The organism is Pseudoalteromonas sp. SD03 (assembly GCF_040937955.1).
In the GTDB taxonomy this organism is placed as follows: Bacteria; Pseudomonadota; Gammaproteobacteria; order Enterobacterales; family Alteromonadaceae; genus Pseudoalteromonas; species Pseudoalteromonas tetraodonis.
This window is the reverse complement of the sequence record NZ_CP162515.1, coordinates 367,427-393,372: the sequence shown is the minus strand read 5'-3', so window position 1 is coordinate 393,372 and position 25,946 is coordinate 367,427. Positions and strand designations below refer to the sequence as shown.

26 protein-coding genes are annotated in these 25,946 nt (G+C 39.0%); 20 read left to right on the top strand and 6 right to left on the bottom strand.

Annotated elements, in window-relative coordinates; translation table 11 throughout:
* Positions 1–16 precede the first annotated feature (16 nt).
* The 11 genes from ABZP26_RS18175 to ABZP26_RS18125 all read left to right on the top strand — a co-directional run bounded on the left by ABZP26_RS18175 (position 17) and on the right by ABZP26_RS18125 (position 6,765).
* The gene (locus ABZP26_RS18175) at positions 17–613 is read left to right on the top strand and encodes an HNH endonuclease (protein ID WP_368485880.1); all 597 of its coding nucleotides are present in this window, start codon (positions 17–19) and stop codon (positions 611–613) included.
* A gap of 10 nt (positions 614–623) precedes the next feature.
* On the top strand, positions 624–1,001 hold the full coding sequence (locus tag ABZP26_RS18170) for a hypothetical protein (protein WP_013462980.1): 378 nt from the start codon (positions 624–626) through the stop codon (positions 999–1,001).
* 76 nt (positions 1,002–1,077) lie between these two features.
* On the top strand, positions 1,078–1,431 hold the full coding sequence (locus ABZP26_RS18165) for a hypothetical protein (protein WP_016900104.1): 354 nt from the start codon (positions 1,078–1,080) through the stop codon (positions 1,429–1,431).
* A 9-nt stretch (positions 1,432–1,440) separates the two neighbouring features.
* Complete coding sequence (locus tag ABZP26_RS18160) at positions 1,441–1,743, top strand: hypothetical protein (protein WP_368485879.1); 303 nt, start codon at positions 1,441–1,443, stop codon at positions 1,741–1,743.
* Complete coding sequence (locus tag ABZP26_RS18155) at positions 1,743–2,516, top strand: ChaN family lipoprotein (RefSeq protein WP_368485878.1); 774 nt, start codon at positions 1,743–1,745, stop codon at positions 2,514–2,516. The genes ABZP26_RS18160 and ABZP26_RS18155 overlap by 1 nt, the downstream gene beginning before the upstream one ends.
* A complete protein-coding gene (locus tag ABZP26_RS18150; RefSeq protein WP_368485877.1) occupies positions 2,510–3,097 on the top strand; it encodes a hypothetical protein in 588 nt (195 codons plus the stop codon). Before ABZP26_RS18155 ends, ABZP26_RS18150 begins: the two co-directional genes overlap by 7 nt.
* Positions 3,094–3,708 (top strand): hypothetical protein, encoded by a 615-nt coding sequence (locus ABZP26_RS18145; RefSeq protein ID WP_368485876.1) that lies wholly within the window; start codon positions 3,094–3,096, stop codon positions 3,706–3,708. Before ABZP26_RS18150 ends, ABZP26_RS18145 begins: the two co-directional genes overlap by 4 nt.
* A gap of 56 nt (positions 3,709–3,764) precedes the next feature.
* Positions 3,765–4,031, top strand: coding sequence for a hypothetical protein (locus ABZP26_RS18140; RefSeq protein WP_010389341.1), 267 nt, complete (start codon positions 3,765–3,767; stop codon positions 4,029–4,031).
* 60 nt (positions 4,032–4,091) lie between these two features.
* Positions 4,092–4,877: a hypothetical protein gene (locus tag ABZP26_RS18135; RefSeq protein ID WP_368485875.1), complete on the top strand. Its 786-nt coding sequence runs from the start codon at positions 4,092–4,094 to the stop codon at positions 4,875–4,877.
* 178 nt (positions 4,878–5,055) lie between these two features.
* Complete coding sequence (locus ABZP26_RS18130) at positions 5,056–5,568, top strand: DUF6795 domain-containing protein (protein ID WP_013462987.1); 513 nt, start codon at positions 5,056–5,058, stop codon at positions 5,566–5,568.
* A 30-nt stretch (positions 5,569–5,598) separates the two neighbouring features.
* Positions 5,599–6,765 carry a lipase family protein gene (locus ABZP26_RS18125; protein ID WP_368485874.1) on the top strand — a complete coding sequence of 389 codons (1,167 nt, stop codon included), beginning with the start codon at positions 5,599–5,601 and terminating at the stop codon, positions 6,763–6,765.
* Between the two features lie 13 nt (positions 6,766–6,778).
* On the opposite strand, the gene soxR is transcribed toward ABZP26_RS18125, so the two are convergent.
* The gene (gene soxR / locus ABZP26_RS18120) at positions 6,779–7,237 is read right to left on the bottom strand and encodes a redox-sensitive transcriptional activator SoxR (RefSeq protein WP_028834221.1); all 459 of its coding nucleotides are present in this window, start codon (positions 7,235–7,237) and stop codon (positions 6,779–6,781) included.
* Between the two features lie 98 nt (positions 7,238–7,335).
* Between soxR and ABZP26_RS18115 the strand changes: the two genes are divergently transcribed.
* From ABZP26_RS18115 to ABZP26_RS18105, 3 genes are read left to right on the top strand one after another with little or no spacing between them, the layout of a single operon-like run.
* The gene (locus ABZP26_RS18115; RefSeq protein ID WP_028834220.1) at positions 7,336–7,800 is read left to right on the top strand and encodes a flavodoxin family protein; all 465 of its coding nucleotides are present in this window, start codon (positions 7,336–7,338) and stop codon (positions 7,798–7,800) included.
* Positions 7,801–7,847: 47 nt separating this feature from the next.
* Positions 7,848–8,372, top strand: coding sequence for a DsrE family protein (locus tag ABZP26_RS18110; RefSeq protein WP_368485873.1), 525 nt, complete (start codon positions 7,848–7,850; stop codon positions 8,370–8,372).
* Complete coding sequence (locus tag ABZP26_RS18105; protein ID WP_368485872.1) at positions 8,372–9,040, top strand: GDSL-type esterase/lipase family protein; 669 nt, start codon at positions 8,372–8,374, stop codon at positions 9,038–9,040. The genes ABZP26_RS18110 and ABZP26_RS18105 overlap by 1 nt, the downstream gene beginning before the upstream one ends.
* Here the strand turns inward: ABZP26_RS18105 and ABZP26_RS18100 are convergent.
* A complete protein-coding gene (locus tag ABZP26_RS18100) occupies positions 9,024–11,273 on the bottom strand; it encodes a TonB-dependent receptor (protein ID WP_368485871.1) in 2,250 nt (749 codons plus the stop codon). The genes ABZP26_RS18105 and ABZP26_RS18100 overlap by 17 nt on opposite strands.
* 280 nt (positions 11,274–11,553) lie before the next feature.
* Here ABZP26_RS18100 and ABZP26_RS18095 point away from each other — a divergent pair, with 280 nt between their 5' ends.
* The 4 genes from ABZP26_RS18095 to ABZP26_RS18080 all read left to right on the top strand — a co-directional run bounded on the left by ABZP26_RS18095 (position 11,554) and on the right by ABZP26_RS18080 (position 16,274).
* Entirely contained in the window at positions 11,554–12,561 is a 1,008-nt protein-coding gene (locus tag ABZP26_RS18095) for a LacI family DNA-binding transcriptional regulator (protein WP_010389326.1), read from the top strand.
* A gap of 169 nt (positions 12,562–12,730) precedes the next feature.
* Positions 12,731–13,969 (top strand): sugar MFS transporter, encoded by a 1,239-nt coding sequence (locus tag ABZP26_RS18090; RefSeq protein ID WP_064663730.1) that lies wholly within the window; start codon positions 12,731–12,733, stop codon positions 13,967–13,969.
* A 15-nt stretch (positions 13,970–13,984) separates the two neighbouring features.
* A complete protein-coding gene (treF, locus tag ABZP26_RS18085) occupies positions 13,985–15,481 on the top strand; it encodes an alpha,alpha-trehalase TreF (RefSeq protein ID WP_051894363.1) in 1,497 nt (498 codons plus the stop codon).
* A 103-nt stretch (positions 15,482–15,584) separates the two neighbouring features.
* Entirely contained in the window at positions 15,585–16,274 is a 690-nt protein-coding gene (locus ABZP26_RS18080) for a LuxR C-terminal-related transcriptional regulator (protein ID WP_013462996.1), read from the top strand.
* Between the two features lie 52 nt (positions 16,275–16,326).
* On the opposite strand, the gene ABZP26_RS18075 is transcribed toward ABZP26_RS18080, so the two are convergent.
* The 4 genes from ABZP26_RS18075 to ABZP26_RS18060 are packed head-to-tail and all read right to left on the bottom strand — an operon-like array spanning position 16,327 to position 19,458.
* Positions 16,327–17,100, bottom strand: a complete 774-nt coding sequence (locus ABZP26_RS18075; RefSeq protein WP_024602690.1) for a CsgG/HfaB family protein — start codon at positions 17,098–17,100, stop codon at positions 16,327–16,329.
* Positions 17,100–17,522 carry a curli assembly protein CsgF gene (locus tag ABZP26_RS18070; RefSeq protein WP_016900115.1) on the bottom strand — a complete coding sequence of 141 codons (423 nt, stop codon included), beginning with the start codon at positions 17,520–17,522 and terminating at the stop codon, positions 17,100–17,102. Before ABZP26_RS18070 ends, ABZP26_RS18075 begins: the two co-directional genes overlap by 1 nt.
* Positions 17,516–17,908, bottom strand: a complete 393-nt coding sequence (locus ABZP26_RS18065) for a curli production assembly/transport protein CsgE (protein ID WP_013462999.1) — start codon at positions 17,906–17,908, stop codon at positions 17,516–17,518. Before ABZP26_RS18065 ends, ABZP26_RS18070 begins: the two co-directional genes overlap by 7 nt.
* 41 nt (positions 17,909–17,949) lie before the next feature.
* Positions 17,950–19,458: a curlin gene (locus tag ABZP26_RS18060; RefSeq protein WP_368485870.1), complete on the bottom strand. Its 1,509-nt coding sequence runs from the start codon at positions 19,456–19,458 to the stop codon at positions 17,950–17,952.
* Between the two features lie 570 nt (positions 19,459–20,028).
* Here ABZP26_RS18060 and ABZP26_RS18055 point away from each other — a divergent pair.
* Together ABZP26_RS18055 and ABZP26_RS18050 are read left to right on the top strand one after the other, a co-directional pair.
* Positions 20,029–22,536 (top strand): S8 family serine peptidase, encoded by a 2,508-nt coding sequence (locus tag ABZP26_RS18055; RefSeq protein WP_368485869.1) that lies wholly within the window; start codon positions 20,029–20,031, stop codon positions 22,534–22,536.
* 229 nt (positions 22,537–22,765) lie between these two features.
* Complete coding sequence (locus tag ABZP26_RS18050; RefSeq protein WP_368485868.1) at positions 22,766–25,936, top strand: glycosyl hydrolase family 18 protein; 3,171 nt, start codon at positions 22,766–22,768, stop codon at positions 25,934–25,936.
* Positions 25,937–25,946 lie beyond the last annotated feature (10 nt).

Genomic DNA, 25,946 nt, shown 5'->3' with positions numbered 1-25,946 from the left:
ATCTAGAAAAACAGCTTTGCTTGCAGAATTAGAGTGGATGTCTTGTTTGGTTTCTGAGGGCATTTTCAAAAAAGAATCAAATAAATTTTATCAGCTACAAGATGACGATAGTTGGAGTGAGTTGCTTGAAGATAATGCTAGTGAAGATACTCGAAGTATAACTAAGCCATATGGCATAGAACAGTCAGCTTTGGAAAAAGCTTTAATTAATGATATCAATCCTGACAAGGTAATTAACGGTCGAAAAATAATTAACTCGGATCTAGCAGGTACTATTGTTAAAACTAAAGGCGGGGATGTTGCGTTCGATACCGATGGTTTCCCTGATTTTACTCCATACTCACAAAAAACAGTCTCCGTAGAGGGCTTGACTGGGGATATGCTAAATGATGTACCCTTAGCAATGGAAAAAGCTGGTATTGAAGTATACGATAAAACTAAATATGTTTGGCATCATCACCAAGATGCTAAAACAATGATGCTCATTCCTAAATCTGTGCACTCTGTTAGAAATGGAGGTGTTGCACATACTGGAGGCAGGGCAGTGATAAAACATAACAAAGATAATCCTAATAACGTATTGAATTATAAGTCTCCAAAAGAGCTTGTATAAGGTGTGATGTATGACTGAAATTAAGAGCATTAAACATATAATTAAAAGAGTATGGCGAGAGCCAGAATGTACCTTACTGTTATCTTCACAAGTTGACACCACACTGTATAGTGAACTTAGTAAAGAAATCCCAGATAAATATTTAGTTATAGAAGAAGTTTTTTGTGATGAAGAGCTAGATGATATATGGGAAAGCTTCAAAGGATATTTAAGTGAATACGAGGTTTTTCCTTTTCTAGGTTTATTTGGTGGGGCCGTTATATGTGTAGGTTATGGAGAGAATAACATTGGCAAAATATTTTATTTTGACTTCGACTTTGGTTGTTTGCAGTTTGACCGTGATGATTTGAATCAATTTATTAGTAAATTGAAGTGTGTTGATGCTTAGTTTTGTGAAAATTAGCTTGGTAACAAACAGAGAAATATATTTAAATTTTTAATTGTTCTCATTTAAGGTACTGCTGATGATATCTTATAAAAGAAATGATGTACGTATTGATTTAACACTAATGACAGAAAATTTCCAATCATTAAAGGATAGGGACGTGTTTCTTGATTGGTTTTTATTAGCATTAAGGCAAGCCCAGATAATAAATAAATTACGAAGTGTTGAGGTTTGTCCCAGATGCAAGACGTATATAACATTTGGTACTAATGGTAAAAAGATTTCCAGTTATGAATATAGGATTCCAAATGGTGAGTTTAATATTGTAATTAATTCGTCTATTTTACATCTTGTTTCAGTACATAATCTTGTACCTGATACTACAATTGTTTCTGCCTTAGAAAATTTATATTGCAAAGCACCTGAATATTAGTTTGTTATTATGGCATGTATAAATATCAAAAATTTAACACTTCAAGACGTCGCTTCATTTACGCTAAAAAATAACTCCAGCAAGCAATTTAAAGAAAAATGGGGTGACGAGTATTTTAGCCGCGCAATGTCATTATGGCGTGGAGTAAAGGAATGTTATTCAAAAAGTAAAGAATGTAACTTCACTACACAAGAGCTTTTATTTGCAATGAACTATGAATATGCAGTTGCTCCTTACAGCTCTGAGAATAATAACGCTATTGAATTTTATAGATGGTGTTTTGAAAATTTAAATAAAATCAAGGATAGATAATGAATAAAATAAACACGGATGTAAATTACAGAACAATGGCCGGTAATGCGCGTTTAGTTATGTTAGGCGAATCGAGCCATAGTGCTGCTGGCTATAAATATGAGGCTATAAAAGCGATTAGGCAGTTAAAGGCTGCGGGTTTTACACATTTTGCTATAGAAATGCTGCCTAGCTCGATGCAGGAAAAAATTGAACTGTATCAACGAACAGGTAAAGGCTTTAACATAATACAGCAATATTTTGATAAATATTGGACACATGGTGATTTTACTCCTCAAGCCTATGGTGAGCTGGTAAAGGCGGCACGCAATGCAGGAATGAAGATAGTTGCATTGGATGTTTCTGTAGAAACGATGGAAGTAATGGATAGTGTATGCCCATCGAAAAAAGCCGTGACTGGGGAATGTTTTGATGCGCATACGTTTAGAAACGATCTTTGGGCTTACAATTTAGCTACAATCCTCAAGAGATCTAAGCAGAATAAAATTGTTGCTTTTATGAGTCGATGGCACGCAGTTAAGAATTTAAAGTATCAAATAGGTATTGATTCTTTAATTAAAGAGCACGGTATTCAAAAAGTTCGTTTTATTGATTTTATTGGTGGCTTATCTTGTTACAGCGACAGGCCGTGTAAGGGCATGTCTAGCCAACAAGAGACTTTGAAAGGACAATACTTTTACAAAGAGGGTTTTCCGTATGAAAGTACGGTTAAATCATTTCAAGTCCACCTACCAGAAAAGCGTATTAATAATGATGGGTCATTCCAATGGTAAAAGCACTAGTGACACTTGTGTTAGCAATTAGTTTTTTTACTTCTACGGATGCTAAAGCATCTATGTTTGCGAATATTGATATTAATGATCCGAACTTAACCGTTGAAATTGCAGCTAAGCAATGCGAAAAAAGCTTTATGCATGCACCTAACAAATTAGAAGAATGGTGTGAAAAAGCTTACGAAATGGGTTACTTAGAGTCCTTGTATTATATTGGTATGTATACTGGGGATGGTTCTCGTTATTTGAATGAATTAAATACTCGAATTGAACAAGGTGAAGCTAATGCTATTAACACATTAGCTTGGTTATACCAAAGCGGCCGTTTAGTTAAAAAGGATTTAAGTGAAGCTACACGCTTATACAAGCTTTATTTAGCTCAAGAAAATAATCAAGCAATTACACTTAAAACTTCTACACATTTTGAGTTAGCCACAATTTATAGAAAGCTGGGTATGTGGGATGAAGTAATAACTCATACTCAATATGTAATTAATAATGCAAAAAGTGAGGGTCGTAGGGAGCTTGCACAGAGATGGCGAGATGAGGCCGAAACATCTTTGAAAGAAAGTAATTTGTGAGTTTTTCACGCGTATTTAGCTTTTCACTTGGAAGTCATGTGACAAAGTATTTATTAATTAGTGCACTGTTTACTTTTAGCTTAATTAGTAATGCCGGAACTTTATGGCCAGATCTTGATATTAACAACCCAGAGTTGTCTAAAAATACAGTTATGCTTCAATGTCAAAAAAGCTTAATGTATGCGCCTAGACAGCTTGAAAAGTGGTGCGAAAAAGCTTACGACATGGGTGAGTATGAAGCATTACTTTTTATTGGCCATCATACTGGGGACGGCTCCCGTTATGTTAATGAGTTAAAGCGCCGTGTGCTGAAAAATGAAAATTTGGCTATTCGCAGGCTTGCATGGCTTTATGATGGTGGTTTGTTTGTTGAGGAAGATTTAAAGGAAGCCGCACGTTTATATGAGCTTTTTTTAACTCAGGCAGAAGAGCCCTATCCAATTCTGTTAAGGTCGATTCATTACGATTTAGCAAAAATCTATACCAAGCTTGAAGATTGGCCAAATGTTATTATTAATGCGCAATATGTGATAGATCAAAAGCTAGACGATGGCTCTGATACTTTAGCTAAAACATTAAAAGAAAATGCCGTAGCAGCAATGAACAATTAAATATCAAATCCAAAAAGGAGCTATAAACGCCAAACTTAAGGCGCTATAGAATTATTATGGAACAACAACACCAACAAACACTAACCAACCTTGTATACGATATTTACGAGGATCCAACCAAAATTGAAGAGCATCAAGAGCTTATTCAACCATTATTGAGCGATTTAGTCGCAACTGCGCCTGCGGGTTTTGAAGGCATGGCGACGATGATCAATACTCATATTTCAAACGGGTTTAAGTTTAAAAACCCTAAAATACAAAAGTTTGAGCTTGAGTCGGGCTTATTAAAGCTTAAAACCTACCTTCAAAAAATAAACCTTTAATTAGTTTCGTAATTGCCAATACTCTCGGCGAAGTGTGTTGGCTGTAATCAAGGATGATAAATGACTCTTATAAACACCTGCATTTTAATGCTGTTTTTACAGCCATTATTTGTTTATTTAGCACTTTTTAAACAGTCAAAATATAGCGTTGAGCCAAAAAGCTCGTTAGATAATGAAGATTCAATGTTTTTATTTATTGCCCCTGGCTTATCGGTTTTTTACCTTGATCAGTTTTGGGTCGCGCTGCTTTATTTAGGTAGTGTGTGCTTATTGGGTGTATTGCTAGCTAAAATTGTAGAAAGTAAAGCAAATAAGAGACTCACCAGAGACGATTCAATAGGGTTTATGGTCGCCAGTTTTATCTTTTTTGGAATGATAAAGTTAATTATTGTTGCGGCTGCGTATTTTTTTACCGATGACGCTTCAAGCGCGATAACAGAAGATTTAAGCCCAGCTAAAGAGCCCTCATTGACGATTAGCCAAATGTTTAGTGTGGATTATTTATACAGCCAGTTTAAACCTACGGTTTATTTTTTAGCATTAATGGTCGTGACCTTAGTACTCAAAATTATTGAATACAAGTTTTCTTTGAAGGAGGCGCTTTCAGGCATACTTATTATGCTAAGTGCTATATTAGTCGGTATTTCCCCACTATTTGGCGAAGCTTATATATTAGGCTTAATTGCTAACTTTTTTATCTTTTTTATAGTGTGCTCTACATGTATTGAAATAGACAAAATAGGGGATGCATCGGGTGGCGCTATTGCTATTTTGTATGGCTATATATTAATGATGGGGCTAGGGTTTAGCATTATATGCAAGCTTGTTTATGAAGTGTTTTTTTAGGGAATGATTTATTGCTTGTTTTTTACTCTAAATGCTTGCAGTGCGCTTTGTACCCAATTAGAATAAATTTTAGTTGAAATGGCAATTTCATTAACGCTGATAGTTAAGAGTTTAAAACGTCATTAAATAGCAATACGACAGGTGTATTTTGAGGCTAACAGTTGGGAGGTTGTATATTTTGTTATCACGTTTTAAAGCTTACTTTTTGGTAGTTGTATCTATTACTATTATTTTTACTACAACACAGGCTTGTGCAGATATGTTTGGTTTTTTTAATAAGCAGGATTTTGTTTTATCGGCTCCGATGAAGGGGCAGTTGTTAGATAAAGGGCAGCCTGTTGCAAATACTAAGGTTGTACGTGCGCTTACTTATGGTGATGAATATAAAGATGAAGCAATAACCGATGAAAATGGTTTTTTTACCTTCACAGAAAAATCTATAAAAACGAGTAAGCCTGCAAACATGTTTGATAATGAATCACTGGTTCAGCATGTTTATTTAGAAAATGGTACGCCTGAGGGCGTTGTTCTTTGGTACACAACCGTGTCTATGCACGAGGGGAGTGATACCCTAAAAAACTTACTCGCTAACTTAGAGTGTGATATTGCCGAAGAGCCACAAACATACGACATACCTATAGAAGAAGCGCCAGAGCATTTCTTTACGATATATGGTGCATGTAAAATGTAACTTTTAACATAATCATTTAAAGGGAATTTTATGAATACTTTAACTCCTACACAAGCTGTACAAGTTGCTTTGCTTGCTTATAAAGCAAAGAGTATTAAAAGTACCACGTTACTTAATAATTCTTTGCATCCTGCTCTACGAGGTAGCTTTAACTTTGGGGTGAGCCCTGAAGCAGTGCAAGGAATATCTGGTGGTTTTTTCTCTCATTTATTTGGTTTAAGCACTGGTTTTGGTTTGCTAGGGCATGGCCAAGGGCTTTATCAAGGTGATTCAGTCATTACTATTCGTGGTACGGCCTCTCTTAGAGATGGCCTAACAGATGCACACTTTGGGTTAAGCGGTGGCTCTAATGGCAGTATGGTACATGCTGGGTTTAATAAAACCTTTTATAGCATGAAGCCCGCTTTACAAGAGTTTGTAGCGGCTAACATTCGAGATAAAATAACCGGCTGTGTGCACATTGTTGGTCACAGTTTAGGTGGGGCACTGGCTACGCTTTCAGCCGATTGGATAAAAGCAGAGTATTCGTTGCCGGTTAAATTATATACATTTGGCTCACCAAGAGTGGGGCTTGATAACTTTTCACGGGCTGCCACTTCTCGTATTGATAAAATATACCGCTGTACACACGGCGCTGATCCAGTTACAAAAGTGCCTTTGTGGCCATTTTCACATGCGCCCTACAATGGCCAAGAAATTCGTCTTGATAACGGTCAAGGTCTTAAAGGCGCAGCACACAAGTTAAGTGGTACGCCAGGCTATGTTAATACTGCAAACAGTAATGATTGGGGTAATTTAACTGTAAAAGCAAACCACTTTTTAAGCACGCCGGTACGTTTGAAGTTTGAAGACAGAAATCAAGCTTCATTTAGTTCACACTGGGCAGATAAACTGGGCGCTGCGTTAGTTACCTTATTAAAAGATTCGGGCTACTACAGTGCTGTTGCGGCGCAAGCAGCCATAGGTACAGGTTTAACTTTTTACGATATGCTCGCGCGAACGCTTGATAAAATAGCCAAAGCGTCAGCTTCATTTGCAACACAAACCTTAGGTTTACTCGGGCACATGTTAGTGTTTGCTGGCAAAGTTATTAGTAAAGCCGTAGAGCTGACTTACAGTTTTATTAAATCGGTATTTGATTCAACTCTAGGGGCATTATATCGCGCTGCCCGAGAAGGCTTAAATGGTCTAGATTAAGGTCTTATAAGCCTTAATCTCGCTCTAACAAAATGGCACCACTTTGGGTTTCACCTAAGTGGTCGTCTTTGTTATAAATAGGGCACTTACTCATTGATAAACACCCACAGCCAATACAGCCATCAACCCGCTCACGTAGACGTTGCATATAAGCAATGCGCTCATCAAGCTGTGCTTGCCATTGTTTTGAAAGTGCAGACCAGTCTTTTTGGGTAGGTGTGCGCTGCTCTGGTAACGTTGCCAGTGTTTGTTTAATTTCTTCCAGCGTGATCCCCATCGCTTGTGCCGCTTTTATAACTGCGACTCGCCTTAGTGCATCTGGTTTAAAGCGTCGTTGGTTGCCACTGTTTCGCCAACTGCGTATTAGCCCTTTATTTTCGTAAAAGTGCAGTGTAGATACCTTAACGCCACTGCGTTTAGCGACAAACCCAACCGTTAAGTTGGCTTCAGTAAGCTTTTTTTGTACCGCCATCACTTTAATTCCTTTTAAAAATTAAATTATTTTTTATTGACCTGAACTTAACTTGAGGTTTTAAGCTTTGCTCCATCATAAAAAAAGGAGCTAACCCAATGCAAGAAAAATCAGCACACAATATTGCAATCATATATTCAAGTGGTCGTAAAAATGGCAATACTACCGCGCAAGTTAATGCCTATAGTAAGCAACAAAGCGGCATTGTTTTTTGCTTAGATGATTATGTTATTTCACCTTATCGCTACGATAAGCAGTATCACAATGATGATTTTTATAATTTGTTTGAAGTGTTACTTCGCTACGAACATTGGGTGTTCGCATCGCCTGTGTACTGGTATAACACTACGCCACAAATGAAAGCATTTATTGATAGGATCACAGATTATATGGATGATGAGGCGTTAAAACCGAAGCTTAGAACTTTACGTCAAAAGCAGTTTTCACTGCTGTCTAATGCCGCATCTCCCTCTGCGCCAGATGCATTTATCGATATGTTTAAACATACCTTTAATTATTTAGGAATGACTTTTAAAGCGCATTCACATGTTCAGGCTAGTTAATCACGTTAAATAGCGTTAGGCTAAACAAAAAGTAAAAAGGATGATGTATGAAAACGTTACTTATTGGCTCAAGCTTACTTTTGGCTAGCTTTAGTACTCTTGCTGCAGAGCCTGCGCCTGTTATTAAAGACTATGGTTATTTTTATAATGTGCCCGAGCATGTGTCTGATTTAAGCCAAGCGCAGTTTAAGATAGCTTTTGATGTAGGTAAAGGCGCTGAAAAGGGCGCGCAAAATAATCATATTAATTCGTTAGCGCGATTTATTAATATGCATGTGGCTCACGGCGTAAAACCAGAAAATATTCAGCTTGCGCTGGTGGTACACGGTGGAGCCAGCGTTGATGTACTGCAAAACAGCGTTTATAAGACACGATTTGAAAAAGATAACAAAACCGAATCTTTAATTAAACAGCTGCTTGCTAATAACACGCAGGTATATGTATGCGGGCAGTCGGCAATGCATATGAATGTAGCAGCAGAACAGCTTATACCTGGGGTGAAAATGGCGCTTTCTGCGATGACTGCGCATGCGCAGTTACAGCAGCAAGGCTATACATTGAATCCGTTTTAATGAACATTCTGTGTTTTGGTGATTCCAATACCTTTGGTATTTCTCCTGTTGATGGCAAACGGCTGAGCGAAATTGAACGCTGGCCTACTTTATTAAAGCAGCAGTTGGGCACCGGCTTTGAAGTGATTGAAGCCGGGGAGCCTAATCGTACTTTAGTCAATAACCCCCCGTTTATGGGAGATAAATCGGGCATTAAATATTTAAAACCGTATCTGGAAGCGCACACTGTTGATGTTGTTATTATTCAACTTGGCACCAATGACTTAAAAGCACGTTTTGCACTGTCTGCTATCGATATTGGCAAAGCGCTTGAGGAGTTAATTTTAGCCATTAAAGCCTTTTATCATTGTAAAACAATACCAAAGATAATCATTATAAGCCCGCCCAAGGTTCATGAAGTGGGAAGTTATAAAAGCATTTACGCAGGTGCAGGTAAAAAAGTTGAACAATTATCCATTGAGTTCAAAGCCGCCGCTGATCGTCACACGTGTGAATTTTTAGATTGTTATCTGCTGATACAATCTTGCAAGAAAGAGGGCATACACTTACCTGTTAGTGAGCATAGAGAGCTTGCTAATAGGTTGACACCTATAATAAAAAAGCCGCCGTGTATTAAACACAGCGACTTTAATTTATTGCTTAGGGAGTGTATTAAAATGCGTAACTAACACTTAAGCGTGTTGTACGCGGCATAATGTAACGGCCATTGGGCGCGTCGGCATTACGTGGGTCGCCTTCAGTGATACCTTGCTCGTCGGTGAGGTTATCTATGGCTAATTGCAGTTTAATGCCTTCCATTGGTTCAACAATTAAACCTAAGTCTACTTTTTCGTAGCCATCGAGTGTCACGGTGTTTTCGTTATTACCAAAGCGGTCATCCACCGCTGAAATTGTTCCATATAAAGTGGCATACATGCCGTCTACTTCAAAGTCATAGCTTGGTGTTACGCGTATTTGCCATTTAGGCTGGCGCTGTGCTTCATTGCCTTTATTTTCTGGACTTTCAGTGATTTCGGTTTGTTGTAATGTGGTATTTAAATTAACAGAAAAGCCAGATTCATGATTAAAGTTGTAATCAAGTTCAACACCATACGCTTCGTTGGTTAAAATTTCAGCCGGCACACCCGGGCGACTTACAAAGGTATCGCCTTTTACTTCATTGACAAAAAAGGTGGCATAGAAGTCGGTAGAGTCTGAAATAAGCTTGTAACCTAGTTCACCTTGCGTTACTTCTTTAATCAGTTTTTCACCCCCTTGGTATGCGCCAAAGTTATCTCTAAAGTCATCAAAATATGGCATTTTATAACCACGGTTAACACGTGCAAACACGCCCATGTCGTCATTAATTGAATAGTTTAAACCGGTTGTCCATGAGGTTTTACTTTCATCGTAATCAACAGTTTTAGTGATAATACCGTCAAGGTCTTCATCAACACTGTACTGCACATCATGGTTTTCTTTACGTACACCTAAATCAAGCGTAAATGCATCTGCAAATTTATATTGGCTTGTAAAGTAAAGGGCATTGGTGCGTGCATCGCCTGTTGAGCTAATATCGTAATTAAAACCACACCCGTCAGTGTTTTGGTTACATTCAATACCATTTAATAATTCACCACCGGCTTCCAGCACGTGATACGCCGTATTACCTAAGCTCCACCAATCGCTCGCAGATGTGCTTGCTGTGTAATAACCAAAAGTGGCTGATAAGTCACCAAATTGTTTTGAAAAAGCTAAGTCGTTAGTAAACGAGCTTATTTCTTTTAATACTACCCAGCGACCCAGTTGCTGAATCGCAGTGTCACTAGCATATTCGGTGTTAGTTACCGCACCGAATGCCGTTTGGCCATTGTCGGCCACTTCACCAACGGTTGTTGCTGAACCATTAGGTACTAGGCCAAATGTATTGGCATCGCCTTTTGTAATATTGAAGCGATCAATAAATTGCCAGCCATTATCAAATTCAAGTTTAATACTACCGCCGGATACATGGCCATCCCATCCTCGGCCATCACCTAGGTCAATGTCGTGTGCTTGCGCATTTGGGCCGGTAAAAATCGTCGCTTGACGGTTAAGTGTGCCAAGTTGGGTATATTCAGCATCAATGCCATTAACATTGAGTGGTGTTGGTAAGTACCATGCGCCATGATCGTCTGTTTGACGGGTATAAAAGTTAAGCTCGCCATTGTTTAACTCTTTAGTAATGTTAATTGTAAATTGGCTGCCTTTTTCAGAAGTAAAGCCTGCATCACGGATACCAGGAGAGCTTTTAACATAGCCGCCTACCATAAAATATAGGTCGTCGGTGATTTCACCACTTACTACAGCATCAACCCGTTGTAAGTCGTAATCTGAGGTGGTGTATTTAAATAAGCCTTGAGTATCTTCACTGCCACGTTTTAATCTAAAGTTGGTTGTTAAACCAGGCTGACCATTGGATAGCACAGGATTAGGACCACCACGCAGTGCTTCCATTGTTTCGATCGTTTCATCGATTCTAAATAACGATGAGTTTTCTAAAAATGAAAGAGTAGGCGCAGGGTAAACTGGCGAGCCTTCAATACTGAGTGTTAAAAATGGCGCATCACCACCTCCTGGAAACCCACGCACAAATACGTTGGCACCAGACTCACCGCCAGAGCTTTCAACCCACACACCGGGAACGGCTTTAAATAAGTCAGCAGTACTTTTAGGTGATAATTTTATAATTTGTGATGAATCAATATTTGTTACAGCGTAGCTGGCATCAATTTTTCTGATCCCAACACCTGCGGGTGTACCAGAAACGACAATTCGCTCAACCTTTTTTTCTTTTGCTTGTTCTGCTGCAAGAGCAGCGTGTGTGCTTAGGGCTAAAGTAATTGCACAGGCTAGCATGCTTTTTGCTCTATTGAATTTCATGTGTGAGATCCCGTTTTTAGTGTGTTAAACAGTGTGTATTACAGCGAGATTGATTAAATTTTAATGTAAACAGGCTGTATAAATTGAAACTCTAGAGATAAATGCAAACGTTTGCAATATTTATTTGTAAATTATTTATTAATAAGGGCTGTTGTTTTATTGAGCGTAATTACACAAGAGCGTAATTTTTGAGTTAATGGGCAAGCCAGTAAAAAATAATAATGCTATATTGTCAGTAAGTTAGATATAGCAACAGCCGCAGTGGAGCGTTTAGGGTTTTATGAATAATAAAAAAATTAAATTAGCTGATTTAGCAAAGCTTGCTGGGGTGTCTACCTCAACGGTTTCGCGCGCGCTGAATAATAACCCGCTCATTAAGCAAGAAACCCGCGACAAGCTTCAGCAGCTTGCAAAAAAACATAATTTTAGCCTTAACACGGCGGCTAGCCGTTTGCGTACGCAAAAGACCAATGTTGTTGCCGTCATTATTAATCTTGATGAGCAAACCGAGCAATCAATCAGCGATCCATTTTTACTCAAGGTAGTGAGCGAAATTAACCTTGCGCTTAATCAACAGGGGTTAGAGTTGTTGTTATCTAACTCTATTATGGCGCAAGATGACTGGGCTAATTACTTTATTAATGGCCGCCGAGCAGATGGCATTATTGTTGTGGGGCAAGGAAAAAACCAAACTAATATAGAAGCGGCTGCCGATGCAGGTATTCCTTTAGTTGTATGGGGGGATCCAAAAACACAAAGCAATTATCCTATTGTCGGCAGTGATAACTACTTAGGAGGAATGCAAGCGACCGCTCATTTAATAGAACACGGTGCTAAAAATATTTTATTTTTAGGCGATCCTGAGCATGGTGAAATTAGTGAAAGGCATCGTGGTTACGCTGCTGCACTTTCTACCCATAAACTTGAGCAGCATGTTATATCCATTGATCTTACCAGTCGCTCTGCGTATCAAGCAATTAATCAGTTATTACGTGAAAAAGGGTTGTATTTTGACGCGATTATGGCCTGTAGTGACATGGTTGCACTGGGGGCGATGAAAGCGCTGAAAGAGCGCTACGTGAGTATTCCCAACGATGTGGCTCTGGTTGGATTTGATGACATTGCCATGGCTGATATCAGCCATCCTTCACTTTCTACAATTAAACAAAACACCCAATTTGCTGCGACTTTGTTAGTTAAAAAGTTAATACAGCAGTTTTCAGGTGAAAAAGTCGAATCACAAGTTATTGATATAGAGTTAATTACTCGCCAGTCAAGCAAACGTTAACTTAGTATGCATGTATATAAATTGTTAAATTTAAAATGCAAACGATTGCAATGTTGTTTATTCTTCTCTAAACTCAGGATTCACTGACTAACACACACAGTAATTTACCAGTTATGGGTAATTTGCTTTATAAACGTTATGGCGTATGTCGCTATAAACGAGGCACGCAATGAGTAAAATAAAAATCACACTGGCAATTGCTGCAAGCTATTTTATTTTCGCAATTTTATTAAATAGCGTAGGCACTGTTATTTTGCAGGCTATAAACACATTAGGGGTAAGCAAAACAGAAGCGTCGGTTTTAGAGGGGTTTAAAGACTTATCAATTGCAATAATGTCATTTGTTGTTGCTTCATTTATACCGCGTTTAGGCTACAAGCTTGCAATGCTGCTAGCACTGCTAGTTGTCGCTATAGCGTGTTTGAGTACGGCTGTAATAAGTGACTTTTACATGTTTAAAGTGTTATTTGCTGCTGTGGGTTGTGGTTTTGCGGTCGTTAAGGTGTCGGTTTATTCAATTATTGGCCAAGTGACTGAGGATGCAAATAGTCACTCATCATTACTGAACACCATAGAAGGCATTTTTATGGTGGGTGTATTAAGTGGCTATTGGGTATTCACCGCATTTATAGACCCTGTTGATAGCAATGCCTGGTTGAACGTTTATTACGTATTAGCAGCGCTTACGCTTTTGGTGATTATCAGTGTCGTAATAGCACCAATAAAGCCTGCTATCAAAGGTCAAAAAAGCAACTCGGGTTGGAATGACTTTATTGCTATGCTCAAACTTACCTATCAACCGTTAGTGCTGATTTTTATTATTAGTGCATTTTTGTATGTGTTAATCGAGCAAGGGGTAGGGACTTGGTTGCCTACATTTAATAATCAAGTTTTGCAATTACCAGTAGCTATTAGTATTCAACTAGCGAGTATTTTTGCCGCAGCTCTTGCTTTAGGGCGCTTAGTGGCGGGCCAAGTATTAAAGCATATTCATTGGTTTGTAGTACTTAGCTGTTGTTTAGTTGCTATGGCTGCATTGATCATTATTACCTTACCACTAACGGAAAACTTACCTAAAAGCGAGGTGAATAGTTTATTTGATGCGCCTCTGGCGGCGTTTGTTTTGCCATTAATTGGCTTTTTTATGGCGCCCATTTATCCGGTACTCAACTCAGTCATGCTCAGTGCGCTTCAAAAGCATCAACATGCTGCAATGACAGGGTTAATCGTTGTGTTTTCAGCACTTGGTGGCACTACCGGGTCGGTGATAACCGGCTATGTATTTGAGCACTTTAGTGGCCAGCATGCTTTTTATCTTTCACTTGTGCCCATTAGTTTAATTTTCATTAGCGTGATTATTTTTAAAAAACGCACCCATGCCATTTCACAACACGCAGTCAATAGTTAATAGATTAGGACAGTTATGAGTTTTTTTAATAGCCAATTATTTAAAGATGTACAAACACAGCACATATTTAGCGACTGTAAAACGTTTGCTGATGCAACCGCGCGTGTTGATTGGCAAAGTGCCTGTAAACAATATGAGCAAATAGCACCCCTTAATAAAACTCAATTAAGAGACTTTGTTGATGCGCATTTTATAACAACGCCTTTATTAACAATGAAAGGGGCTGCAAATACCACCAGTGTAAAAGGCTACATAAACTCACTGTGGAGCGGCCTTCGACGTGAAGCCGATACACCCAAAGCTAATTCTTTACTCGCTTTAAAGCACAGCTACATTGTACCTGGTGGACGTTTTCAAGAAATTTATTATTGGGATAGTTACTTTACTGCGCTAGGTTTAATTGATGCAGATAAAAGTGATGTAGTAGAAGACATGCTACAAAACTTCATAGACTTAATTAACGATTACGGCTGCATTCCAAATGGTAACCGCAGTTATTATTTATCGCGTTCACAACCGCCTATTTTAGCGCTGATGGTTGAGCTTTTATGGCAGCACACTCACAGTAAAACACATAATTTAGCTTGGCTTAAATTGTGTGTTGAAGCTTTAACAAAAGAGCACGCATTTTGGATGCAAGGAGCAGATACACTCAGTGATACGCAAACAAGTGTAAAACGCGTGGTAACAATGCCATGTGGTGGGGTATTAAATCGCTATTGGGATGATGAGGCGGCTCCTCGCGCAGAGTCATTAAGAGAAGACTTAGCGCTTGCATCAGGATTTAGTGATGATAAAAAATCTGAGTTTTATCGTAATATTCGTGCTGCGTGCGAATCTGGGTGGGACTTTAGCTCGCGCTGGTTAGCCGAGTCAAACTTACTAAGCTCAATTCAAACGACAGATATTGTACCCATAGATTTAAATTGCCTACTTTACAATTTAGAAAATCAGCTTAGTAAATGCTTTAAATTGCTTGGTAATGAGCAACAATCACAAACGTACAGCAGCTATGCTGTAAAAAGAAAGTCGCTTATTAATCAATATCTTTGGAGTAATGAGAAGCGTTTTTTTGTTGATTATAATCATAAGCTATCTAAGCCGTCTGCTATTTTAAGTGCAGCGGCAAGTACCCCGCTTTTTGTTAATTTAGCCTCACAACAGCAAGCTGAACTGGTCGCAAACGTATTGAGCAAGCAGTTTTTAAAAGTAGGTGGTATTGTAACAACGGTTGTTGATACTCCACAACAATGGGACAGCCCGAATGGCTGGGCTCCATTACAATGGTTTGCGGTAAAAGGCTTGCGTAATTATGGTATTGATCAATTAGCTACACGCATAATGAAAAACTGGCTAACAATGGTAGAACAAGATTTTATTGAAAATAAATGCTTGTTGGAGAAATATAACGTATGCACACCGCAACAAAAAGCCAGCGGGGGTGAATATCAAGTACAACAAGGATTTGGTTGGACTAACGGTGTTACATCACGCTTTTATACCCTTTTATAGGGTAACTAAACTCATTGGCTTATACCAAAAGAGCATTGTGTTTTGTAGTTAATTTAGGTAATGTGACGATAGTTGTAAATCTAATGTTTCAAGGATGAGTTATATGTTGCAAAAAAGCTCGGCTTTTATTAAGACAACGCTTCAATCGTCTTTCCATTCTCAAAACTACACAGTTATTTTAAGAACACTTCAAGCCATTTTTGGTGATATAAAAATGGACAGTACTATCCCACATATTGATCAGCGTGGTGCTTATGACATTTTTCTAATCGATGGATCTCAAAATGATTGGCAGGACTTGATCCCAGCAGATTTAATTTGTTTGGCTAAACAGTATAAAGTTGTGCTTTTTAATGTAGAACTAGAGCAAGTATGTGAAAAAAACTTATTACTCAATCATTTTAATGGGGTATTTTATAAATCGGCAGCAGCAGAAGATATATTTAAAGGCTTAGTAAGAATTTCTACTGGTGAGCTTTGGTTTACTCGTAAAGTAATCTCTAAGGCCTTTAATGATATTCTAAGTGTGGCCTCTTCGTTTAGCTCCTTAAGCGAAGATATCACGTTAAATGAAGCTGACTATAAGCATTTAACTAAACGAGAAAAATCGGTTATTCATTTAATTGCACAAGGAGCGAGTAATAATAAAATAGCGGACAAACTAAATATTAGCGACCATACTGTTAAAACTCACCTTTATAGCGCATTTAAAAAAACTAATTCGCGTAATAGAGTTGAATTGGCCAATTGGGCGCAAAGATATATTTCAGTATTATTACCCGTTGAGAGCTAATCGTTATTTGTTTGGCCACATCAATGACGTTGTGGCCATCTGCAAGAGTAGGTTAAGTTGCCTGTTTAGCCCATAAGCCTTTATCAATACCTTTGGTGATAAGATCTGTAAGCGCCTTTTCTATTGCTTGCGTTACGCAAATGCTCATTGGTTCATTATCACTAAAGCCCGCCTCAGCTTCCGCCAGACGTTTATAGCTAACATACCTAAAAAAACCTGCTCGCATTTCTTGGCTCAATACTTTTTTGCTGGTGGCTACTGATAACAATACCTGGCCAGTTCTTACATCTACGGCACGTAAATAGATTGATATTGCATCTTCACGATATAGCTCTGATGCGCCAATACCAAAATATTCCATTCCTAAGCCACCCGTTTTTACATTGGTGTCGTAACTAATTATACCGCCTTCTAAAATGATTTTCGCAGTGGTTAACGGCGGTAGCTCGCCTTGATTAGGATTAGTCGCTTGTGCCGCTCTAATTATTTTTCTCTCTGTTAAAATATTTTGTAGACCCTCACGTTCAACCGGCGTAAACCAGTCAGACTCATGTAATGCTTGCACTAGAATAGAGTTTGCACCTTGAGTGACGGCCGTTGAAAACGAGCTAACATTAGTTTGTGGCTTATATTGACCGGTTTGATCGCGAAATGAATAAACCGAGACTGGAATGCTGCCCGCAGGTTTAGGTAAGCTTTTTAAATCAGAAAAGACATCTGTTGGCTCTAACGTTACCGCACTTTGTTTTGACGGAGGGATTAAATTACCCATAGTAGAGCAACCACTAAGAGAAAGAGCGATTGTTATTATTATTAATTTATACATTATCCAAACCTCGGTACTTCGATAACCACAACCGAGTCATCAATTACATTTGTTATTCTAACCGTGATAGTGTCGGTTGTACTGGTGATCACTTCTATTTGATAATCACCACTCATAAAAATGGAGTCTTGATTAAAAACACTGTCTTCAATATTTTCCCCAAAAGCCATGTCGGTGATTTCTCTCACCATTCGATTTAAGTATGTCCGCTCTAATGAATCTTGAAACTGCTCTGCATACCCTTTTTCGACAACCGGCGCTTTATGTTTATTTTGTGCTTGTGCCTTACTAAGCAGCATATTGGCATTGAGAGGGTTGCCACCAAAACTCGGGTTAATAGGGGTATAAATAATTTCAGTTGCGGAGACTGAAAAGCTTAAAGTTGTTATTATTGTTAATGCTATTTTTTTCATTGTTACCATCCATTTAATGCCATATCAGGACTCGCTGTTTGCATATTCGATCGCGCCATGGCGTCCATTACAGAGTGCACTGCTTGCTCTACTCGCTCGTCCAAAGGCTCTAACTTTCGTCCCAAATGGGTTGCATAAATAATCTTATGATTCATTATTAAAACTAATTTAGTACCAGCACGGGGTATAACCGTTTCTTTTATTTCTACATTAAAGCCAGCTGTTGAAGGCAGTTCACGCCAATAATTTGAAAATTCACTGTAAAATTGATACCCAAAGCGACTAATACTTTTGTTTAGTAATAATCCATCGATTTCTAATTCAGCACTGGCATTACTCAAAGGAGTAAAAAAAGTTAAAAGTATAAAAAGATAGATATATTGTTTATTTTTCATAGTTAAAATAAGGGAGAGGGTTACTCTCCCCGTCTCATCAATTACATTTGTGTAATTGTTGCTGTATTACCATCACCAAGTTGAGTGACAGAGAATGTACTGTTAAAGCCAATTACGTTACCTTCAACAGTGTTGTAGTTACCGGTTTGAGTAACAGAGAATGAAACGTTTTCACCGCCTAATAAAAACGCTGAATCTCCAGTTCCACCTACCCAGTTACCTTCGCCTTGCTGTGCAATATCAATAGAGTGATTACTGCCTTCTACCATTAAGTCAATAACGTTAATATCACCATTTTGAGCAATATCAATTTGGTTTGCGTTACTATCAAGGATACCCGCAAGTGTAACAATCGCCTCGTTTTGATTACCGACTTGATTAACATCAATATCGTTATCGTTTGAAGTGAGAGAAACATCAGGGTATGAAGACTGCACTAAAATTGCGTTTTCATCGCCACCTGATTGGCTAAGATCAACATCGTTACCGCTACCATTAAAGTTAGCTAAATGAACCGAGTTAAAATCACTAACCTGGGTTACTGTAAATTCATTATTTGAACCAATGACACCCATGTATGCTTCATTAGTGTTACCAACTTGCATTGCTGTAAGCTCATTGTTATCGCCCATTAGCTCAGTAGTCGCAAGGTTTTCATCACCAATTTGATTAACTGTTACTTCATTGAATGAACCGTCAAAAAGACCAGACTCAATAGCATTATTCGAACCTTCTTGGTCTAGTTTTATTTCATTATCATTACCAGTAACGGCTGCAAAAGTAATGGTATTGTTATCACCGCTGCTTTGTTCAATAGCTATTTCGTTGTCATCACCAGCAATATCAGTAAATGTAATGATGTTACGTGAACCATCCTGGTTAACGTCAATCTCATTTTCGTTACCGCGTAATGAGCCTATTTTAAATTCATTCCAGGTGTCTGTTTGTTCAATTTCAATAATGTTTTCATCGCCTGATAAGCTAAGTACTTCAAATTCTTGCCACATACCAGACTGAGATGAAATAATTTCGTTACCATTACCTCTCATGTCCATGTTGTAAAACCAGTGACCGCCATTTCCTTGTTCAACGTCAATATTATTATCGCTACCAGTGATAATATTGATTGCTTCATTGTTTTGAAATAATCCTTGGCCGAATTGAGAAACATAAACGCCGTTGTTATCACCCGTTATGCGTGTGATGAAACCATTAGCAACACCATCTTGAGCATAAGTTTGTTGGTTGTTATCACCTGTTGTTTCAACTTCGGCGTAATTACCATTTTGTAATTGAGCTATTTTAACATCGTTGTTGTTACCGATTTCAGTAGATAGTGCAGTATTGCCATCGCCATCTTGAGAGACTAATGCCGTGTTGTCAGAAAATGATTGCTTAACTGTTACAGCATTCTCAATGCTACTTACAGATACTTTAGCTGCAAGCTCAGAAGTTGAACCTGCTTTTGTTTCTGTGTTTGCGTTTGCTGTAAAGCTGGCGCCCATTGCAATTGCAATTGCACAGCTTAAAAGTGATTTATTCAATTTCATTATTATTCTCCTTGAAAGATAAAATAAAATACCTTGATTATTTATTAAGTTTTAAAAAGGTATTTTCGTTGCAGCATGCCGTGCTGCCATAATGTGTGATTAGCTTTTTATTCTTAAACGTAAAATGCTGTTTTAAATATGAACTAGGGTTTGGTCATTAGTACTTGGTAAGGTGGTTTGCCATTCACTAATTCATAACTGCTCAGTCACTGTATTCTTCAATGAGTTCATTTTGAATCATCTTTTTTAATGGTAATTTAAATCTATAAATTTCAATTGCTTACCAGTTTAATTTGTATTTTCTATCTACTTACATCAAAAACCAGTAAAAAATAATGAGTTAATGCCATGTTAAAAATAAGTTATTTAATTCATTAAAATGGCTGCTATTAATGTTTTTTTTACTGTATTTCTAGTTAAAAATAATGGTTTTGTTCCTGATTTTGCTTTTTTTACTTGAGTTAGTGACTGATTACCCGTTTTCTTAACGCTTGCCACGTGATTACTTAAATTCATAAACGTAAATATTTCGCTTAGTAAAGCTAAGTTAACTTAATTACGGATAGAACAATGAAAACAAAATTATCTATTATTACACTTGCACTTTTACCTTGTTTAGCTGCGGCTAAATTGCCTGATGTTAACAGTACAACTCAAAAAGTAACTGCGAGCAGTGACTCGATTATTGTTAAGTATAAAAAGAATGCTTCGCCGGAAATGCGTAAGCAAGCTCGTTCGTTAGTAAAAGCCAAAATATCTGATCTAAATAACGATGAAATTGATGATAACTTCACCTCGTTATTTTCTGGCCGCCTCGCAAAATTTAAAATATCAGGAATGAGTGCTAAAGAAGCAATTGAGCGCTTAAAATCGCATCAAGCTATTGAGTATGTTGAGCCTGATTACCGAGTGAGCATAGCAAGCGCAACTAATGACCCTCGTTTTGATGATTTATGGGGCTTAAACAACGAAGGCCAAACTGGTGGCACGGCTGATGCCGATATTGATGCACCAGAAGCATGGTCAATCTCTACAGGTAGTCGTGATGTTGTAGTAGGTGTTATTGATACGGGTGTTGATTATAGCCACCCTGATTTAGCTGCGAACGCGTGGGTAAACAGTGGTGAAATTGCCGGTGATGGTATCGATAATGACGGAAACGGTTACATTGATGACGTTCACGGTATTAATGCAATTACTGATGTTGGTGACCCGATGGATGACGAAGGCCATGGTACACACGTATCGGGTACAATCGGTGCCAGTGGTAACAATGGCGTCGGTGTTGTTGGTGTAAACCATGATGTTTCTATTGTTGGTTGTAAGTTTTTAGCCGCAGATGGTACAGGTTCTACCTCTGGTGCTATTAAGTGTATCGATTACATGGTTGGCCTTAAAAATGCGGGTGTTAATCTGCGTGTGTTAAATAATAGCTGGGGCGGCGGTGGTTTTAGCCAAGCGTTAGCTGATGCAATTACGGCTAGTGAGCAAGCTGATATTTTATTTGTTGCTGCTGCGGGTAACGATGCGGTTGATAACGATCAAAATCCACACTACCCATCTAACTATGAGAACGACAACGTATTATCGATAGCAAGTACTGATAGCAGAGATAATATGTCTAGCTTTTCTCAATGGGGCCTAACAAGTGTTGATATGGGCGCACCTGGCTCAGGTATTTTGTCGACCGTTCCTGGTAATAGCTATGCTACTTATTCAGGTACATCTATGGCAACACCGCATGTAGCTGGTGCTGCTGCACTTGTACTTTCAGTTAATCCTGATTTAACAACACTAGAGCTTAAAGAATTACTTATGTCTAGTGGTGATGCTAATGCGGCATTAAATGGTAAAACGGTTGCAGGTACACGCCTAAATGTTAACCAAGCGCTAATTGATGCTGATCCAACTCCAGGCTTTAAATTATCTGTATCGCCGGTTTCTCAGCAAGCGGCTGTAGGTGATACGGTTACTTATACCTTTACGATTGGCTCAATTGCACAATGGGAAGGTGACGTTTCACTGGCTTTAGCTTCAGATCTTACCGATGCATCACTAAGCGCAACTACCGCTCGTCCGGGCGATGAAGTTGTTCTAACGGTTGCAACTAACAGCGATACTCAGTGGGGAAATTACGACTTTACTGTTACCGCAACAACTGAAGAGCAAGTTAAAGAACAAACTGTTAGTTTAATGCTTCAACCTGCTGGTTTAAATGACTTTACTTACAGCAGTGATGAAAACATCGCTATTCCAGATAATTCTCCAGAGGGCGCAAGCTCAGTTATTACTGTTGCTGATGATTTAACTATTTTTGGCACCACTGCTGATGTAGATATTACGCATACTTGGTCTGGTGACTTAGTACTTACGCTTATTTCAGCGCAAGGTACAGAAGTGACTTTACAAAGCAATGAAGGTGGCAGTGCAGACGATATTGTTAAGTCATTTACATCAAGCGTATTTAATTCTGAAGTGGCAACCGGAGATTGGACACTTCATGTTGAAGATACAGCTGGTGCAGATACGGGTAATATCAATGGTTGGTCACTTACATTTAGCGCTATTGGTGAGGTAAGCCCACAACCACCACAAGCTGGCTTTAGTGTTTCAGCACAAGGTTTAACTGCTACATTTGTAGATACAAGTCGTGATGTAAATGATGACATTTCACAGTGGAGCTGGAACTTTGGTGATGGTTCAACATCAACAAACCCAAATCCTACACATGTTTACGCTCAGTCAGGAAGTTATGAGGTTGAATTAACCGTAACGGATAGTGAAAATAACTCAGATACATTCACTCAAACAGTGGTTGTTAGTGATGTTGAAATTGAATTGAGCTTAAAACGCGCTAACAAGTCACGTCTTGATACTATGCGTGTTGAGTTAAACTGGGCAGAAGTAGGGGCTGAGTCACTTAGCCTATACCGAAATGGCGAACTAGTAGATACCGTATCAGATAATGGCCGTTACCGTGATTATGTGCGTAACGCAACATTACCGGCATACGACTATCAGTTATGCGTATCTGAAAACGTATGTTCGAATATTATTACGGTTTCATTTTCTGAATAAAACGTTTACCCCTTAGACATTCAAAGCCCAGCAATGCTGGGCTTTTTTATGGAATATCCCTTCTTAATTTTATAGTAATAAATAATTAGTTAATTTTGCAATGTAACTATTTTGTATTTATTTTGTTTGTTATTTGTGCATTATTTTCTTGATATTTACGATATCCATGTTAAGTTTGTACCTGAAAGGTAAAAAATAATGAGTATAAACATCGTTAATGGAGGAGCCAATGAGCTCACGTAAAATAATAACAAATGCCTTTAATCTAAGTGCTTTATCGTTAAGTTTTCTTAGTTTAAATGTACACGCGTCTATTGATTGCAGTGCGTTAGAACAGTGGCAAACAGGCCAGACACACGTTGCTGGAGATCAAGTGCAAGCGCAAAGCACAGCGTATGAAGCTAGCTGGTGGACGCAAGCCAATCCAGTGGAGAATGCTGGTGATTATAAAGATTGGAAAATTTTGGGTGTATGTGACAACGCTGTCATTGATAATGAAATTCCAGTAATTACCGAGTTAATGCCTGCAGACGGTTTTCAACTAACCGATAAAGACAGCGTTGTCATATCGGCGCAAGCAATTGATAACGATGGAGAGGTAACCACCGTTGAGTTTTTTGTTGATGGTATTTTTCTAGCTGCAGATACTTCATCACCTTACAGCGTTGATTGGCAAGCTGTGGCGGGTTCTCATCAAATAAGTGCAATTGCAACGGATGATCAAGGTGCGCAGTCATTACAAATCATCAATACCTTAACAGTTGCAGATGACGTTACTAATCCTGTTAATCAAGTACCCGTTGCATCAATTTCATTGAGTACCTTACCTGAACAGCTAATTGTGGGTTCACAAGTTGTGTTTGAGCTTTCAGGTAGCGATAGCGATGGTGAGATCACCGCGCTTAATTTTGCTATAAATGGTGATGATACTCATCAAGCGACATCAGCAACTAGTCAGTACACATGGCAGGCTACAGCTCTTGGGCAAGCCAGCTTTACACTTACAGTGACTGATAATGAAGGGGCTACAGCACAAACCACAAAAACCCTAAATGTTGTTGACTCTGCAGCGCCCGGCAGTGGTGTAACTGATTGTCAACCACAAGGGTTATATCAAACCCCCGGTGTTAATACGCCTTATTGTACTGTGTATGATGCTGATGGTCGTGAAGTTATGGGAGCTGACCACCCGCGTCGTGTTATTGGTTATTTTACTAGTTGGCGAAATGGTGCTAATGACCAACCAAGTTATCTAGTTAATGATATTCCATGGGATAAAATTACTCATATTAATTATGCCTTTGCGCATGTTGATGCCAATAATAAAGTATCTATTGGCGATCCTAATTCAGCAAATAATCCTGCTACAAACATGGAATGGCCAGGCGTTATTGGCGCTGAAATGGATCCTGAGTTTGCATACAAAGGACACTTTAATCTTTTAAATAAATACAAAAAACAACACCCACACGTTAAAACCTTGGTATCGGTAGGTGGCTGGGCTGAAACGGGGGGGTATTTTGATGAAACCGGCCGCGTTGAAAGTGGTGGCTTTTATACCATGACCACCCATGCTGATGGCTCAGTCAATTATGAAGGTATTAATGCATTTGCAAAAAGCACCGTTGAGTTTATTGAAAAATATGGATTTGACGGCGTTGATATTGATTATGAATACCCATCTTCAATGAACGACTCAGGTCACCCCGATGATTTTCCTATATCCAACGCGCGCCGTGCAGGATTGAATGCCTCATACCAAGTGCTAATGAAAAAAGTACGTGAAGAGCTAGACCGTGCAGGTGAAGCAGCAGGTAAGCACTATTTACTCACTATTGCGTCTCCATCTTCTGGTTATTTATTACGAGGTATGGAAACCTTTCAAGCGGTTAAATATCTGGATTATGTAAACATTATGTCTTACGACTTACATGGCGCTTGGAACTCACATGTAGGGCACAATGCTGCCTTGTTTGACACCGGTTTAGACTCAGAACTGACACAATGGAACGTCTACGGCACTAAAGAATTTGAAGGGATTGGTTACTTAAACACCGATTGGGCGGTTCGTTATTTCCGAGGGGCAATGGCTGCCGGTCGAATCAATATCGGTATTCCTTATTATACTCGAGGTTTTAAAGATGTGTCGGGCGGAACTAATGGTCTATGGGGTCAATCGGCTTTACCAAACCAAGCTGATTGTGCCACAGGTACAGGGGTTGGTGAAAAGAACAAGTGTGGTAATGGTGCATTAGGTATTGATAACCTTTGGCACGATAAGAACGACGCAGGTCAAGAAATGCCCGCCGGTTCAAATCCTTTATGGCACGCTAAAAATCTCGAAAATGGTATTGTTGGCTCTTACCTCGAAGTGTATGGCTTAACCCCCGATACCGATGCTGACGATCGCTTAACAGGTTCTTACACACGTTATTACGACAGTGTTGCCGTCGCACCTTGGCTTTGGAATGCCGATAAAAAAGTATTTCTGTCGATAGAAGATGAAGAGTCGATGGCCTCTAAAGTTGATTATGTTATTAACAATGGCCTTGGCGGTATCATGTTCTGGGAGCTTGCTGGTGATTTTGATTACGACTCAGCAAAAGGCGAGTACTTCATGGGGTCAACGCTTACTTCACTTGCATACGATAAGTTTAATCAAAGCGCTGTTGCATATGATGTACATGGCGGAAATCCAAACTTTACAGTGCCTGCTGAAGCAGTAGATATCACATTTGAAGCCAAAGACTTCCCTGTCGGTGATGATAACTACCCAATCAGCCCAACATTTGCGTTTACCAATAACTCAAGCCTTGATTTGAGTGGTGCAAAAATTTCATTTGATGTGCCGGTATCAACTTCCGCTATTTTTAAATCTAACTGGAATGCACAAGAAAAACTGGGCATGGCAGTAGAAGTAAATGGCTCGAACGCAGCGGGTAATAATATTGGCGGTTTTGAGAACGAGTTCCACCGTTTCTCAATCACACTGAACAATGAATGGGGCGGTCAACCAAAAGACTTTAGCGCTGGTGCAACTGTGAATGCACAAGTGATGTACTACATGCCAATCACTGGGCCTAGCAATTTTACCATTGAAAAAGATGGAAAAACTTACGCATTCAAAGCTGAATACCCAATGCTACCAGGTGCAACACCGGGTGATGGCACGGGCAATCCAGATAACGGTGGCGGTGACCCTGTAGGTACGTGTGAAGGAGTTGATATAGCCACGATTCCTGTTTATCCAAATTTCCCTCAAACAGACTGGGCGGGCAACCCAAGTCATGCTGCTGGCGGCGATCTAATGGTGCATAACAACGCAGTTTATAAAGCCAAGTGGTGGACAAGCTCTGAGCCGGGTGCAACAGCAGATTGGACCTTAAGTTGTAGCCTGTAATTTACAAAAC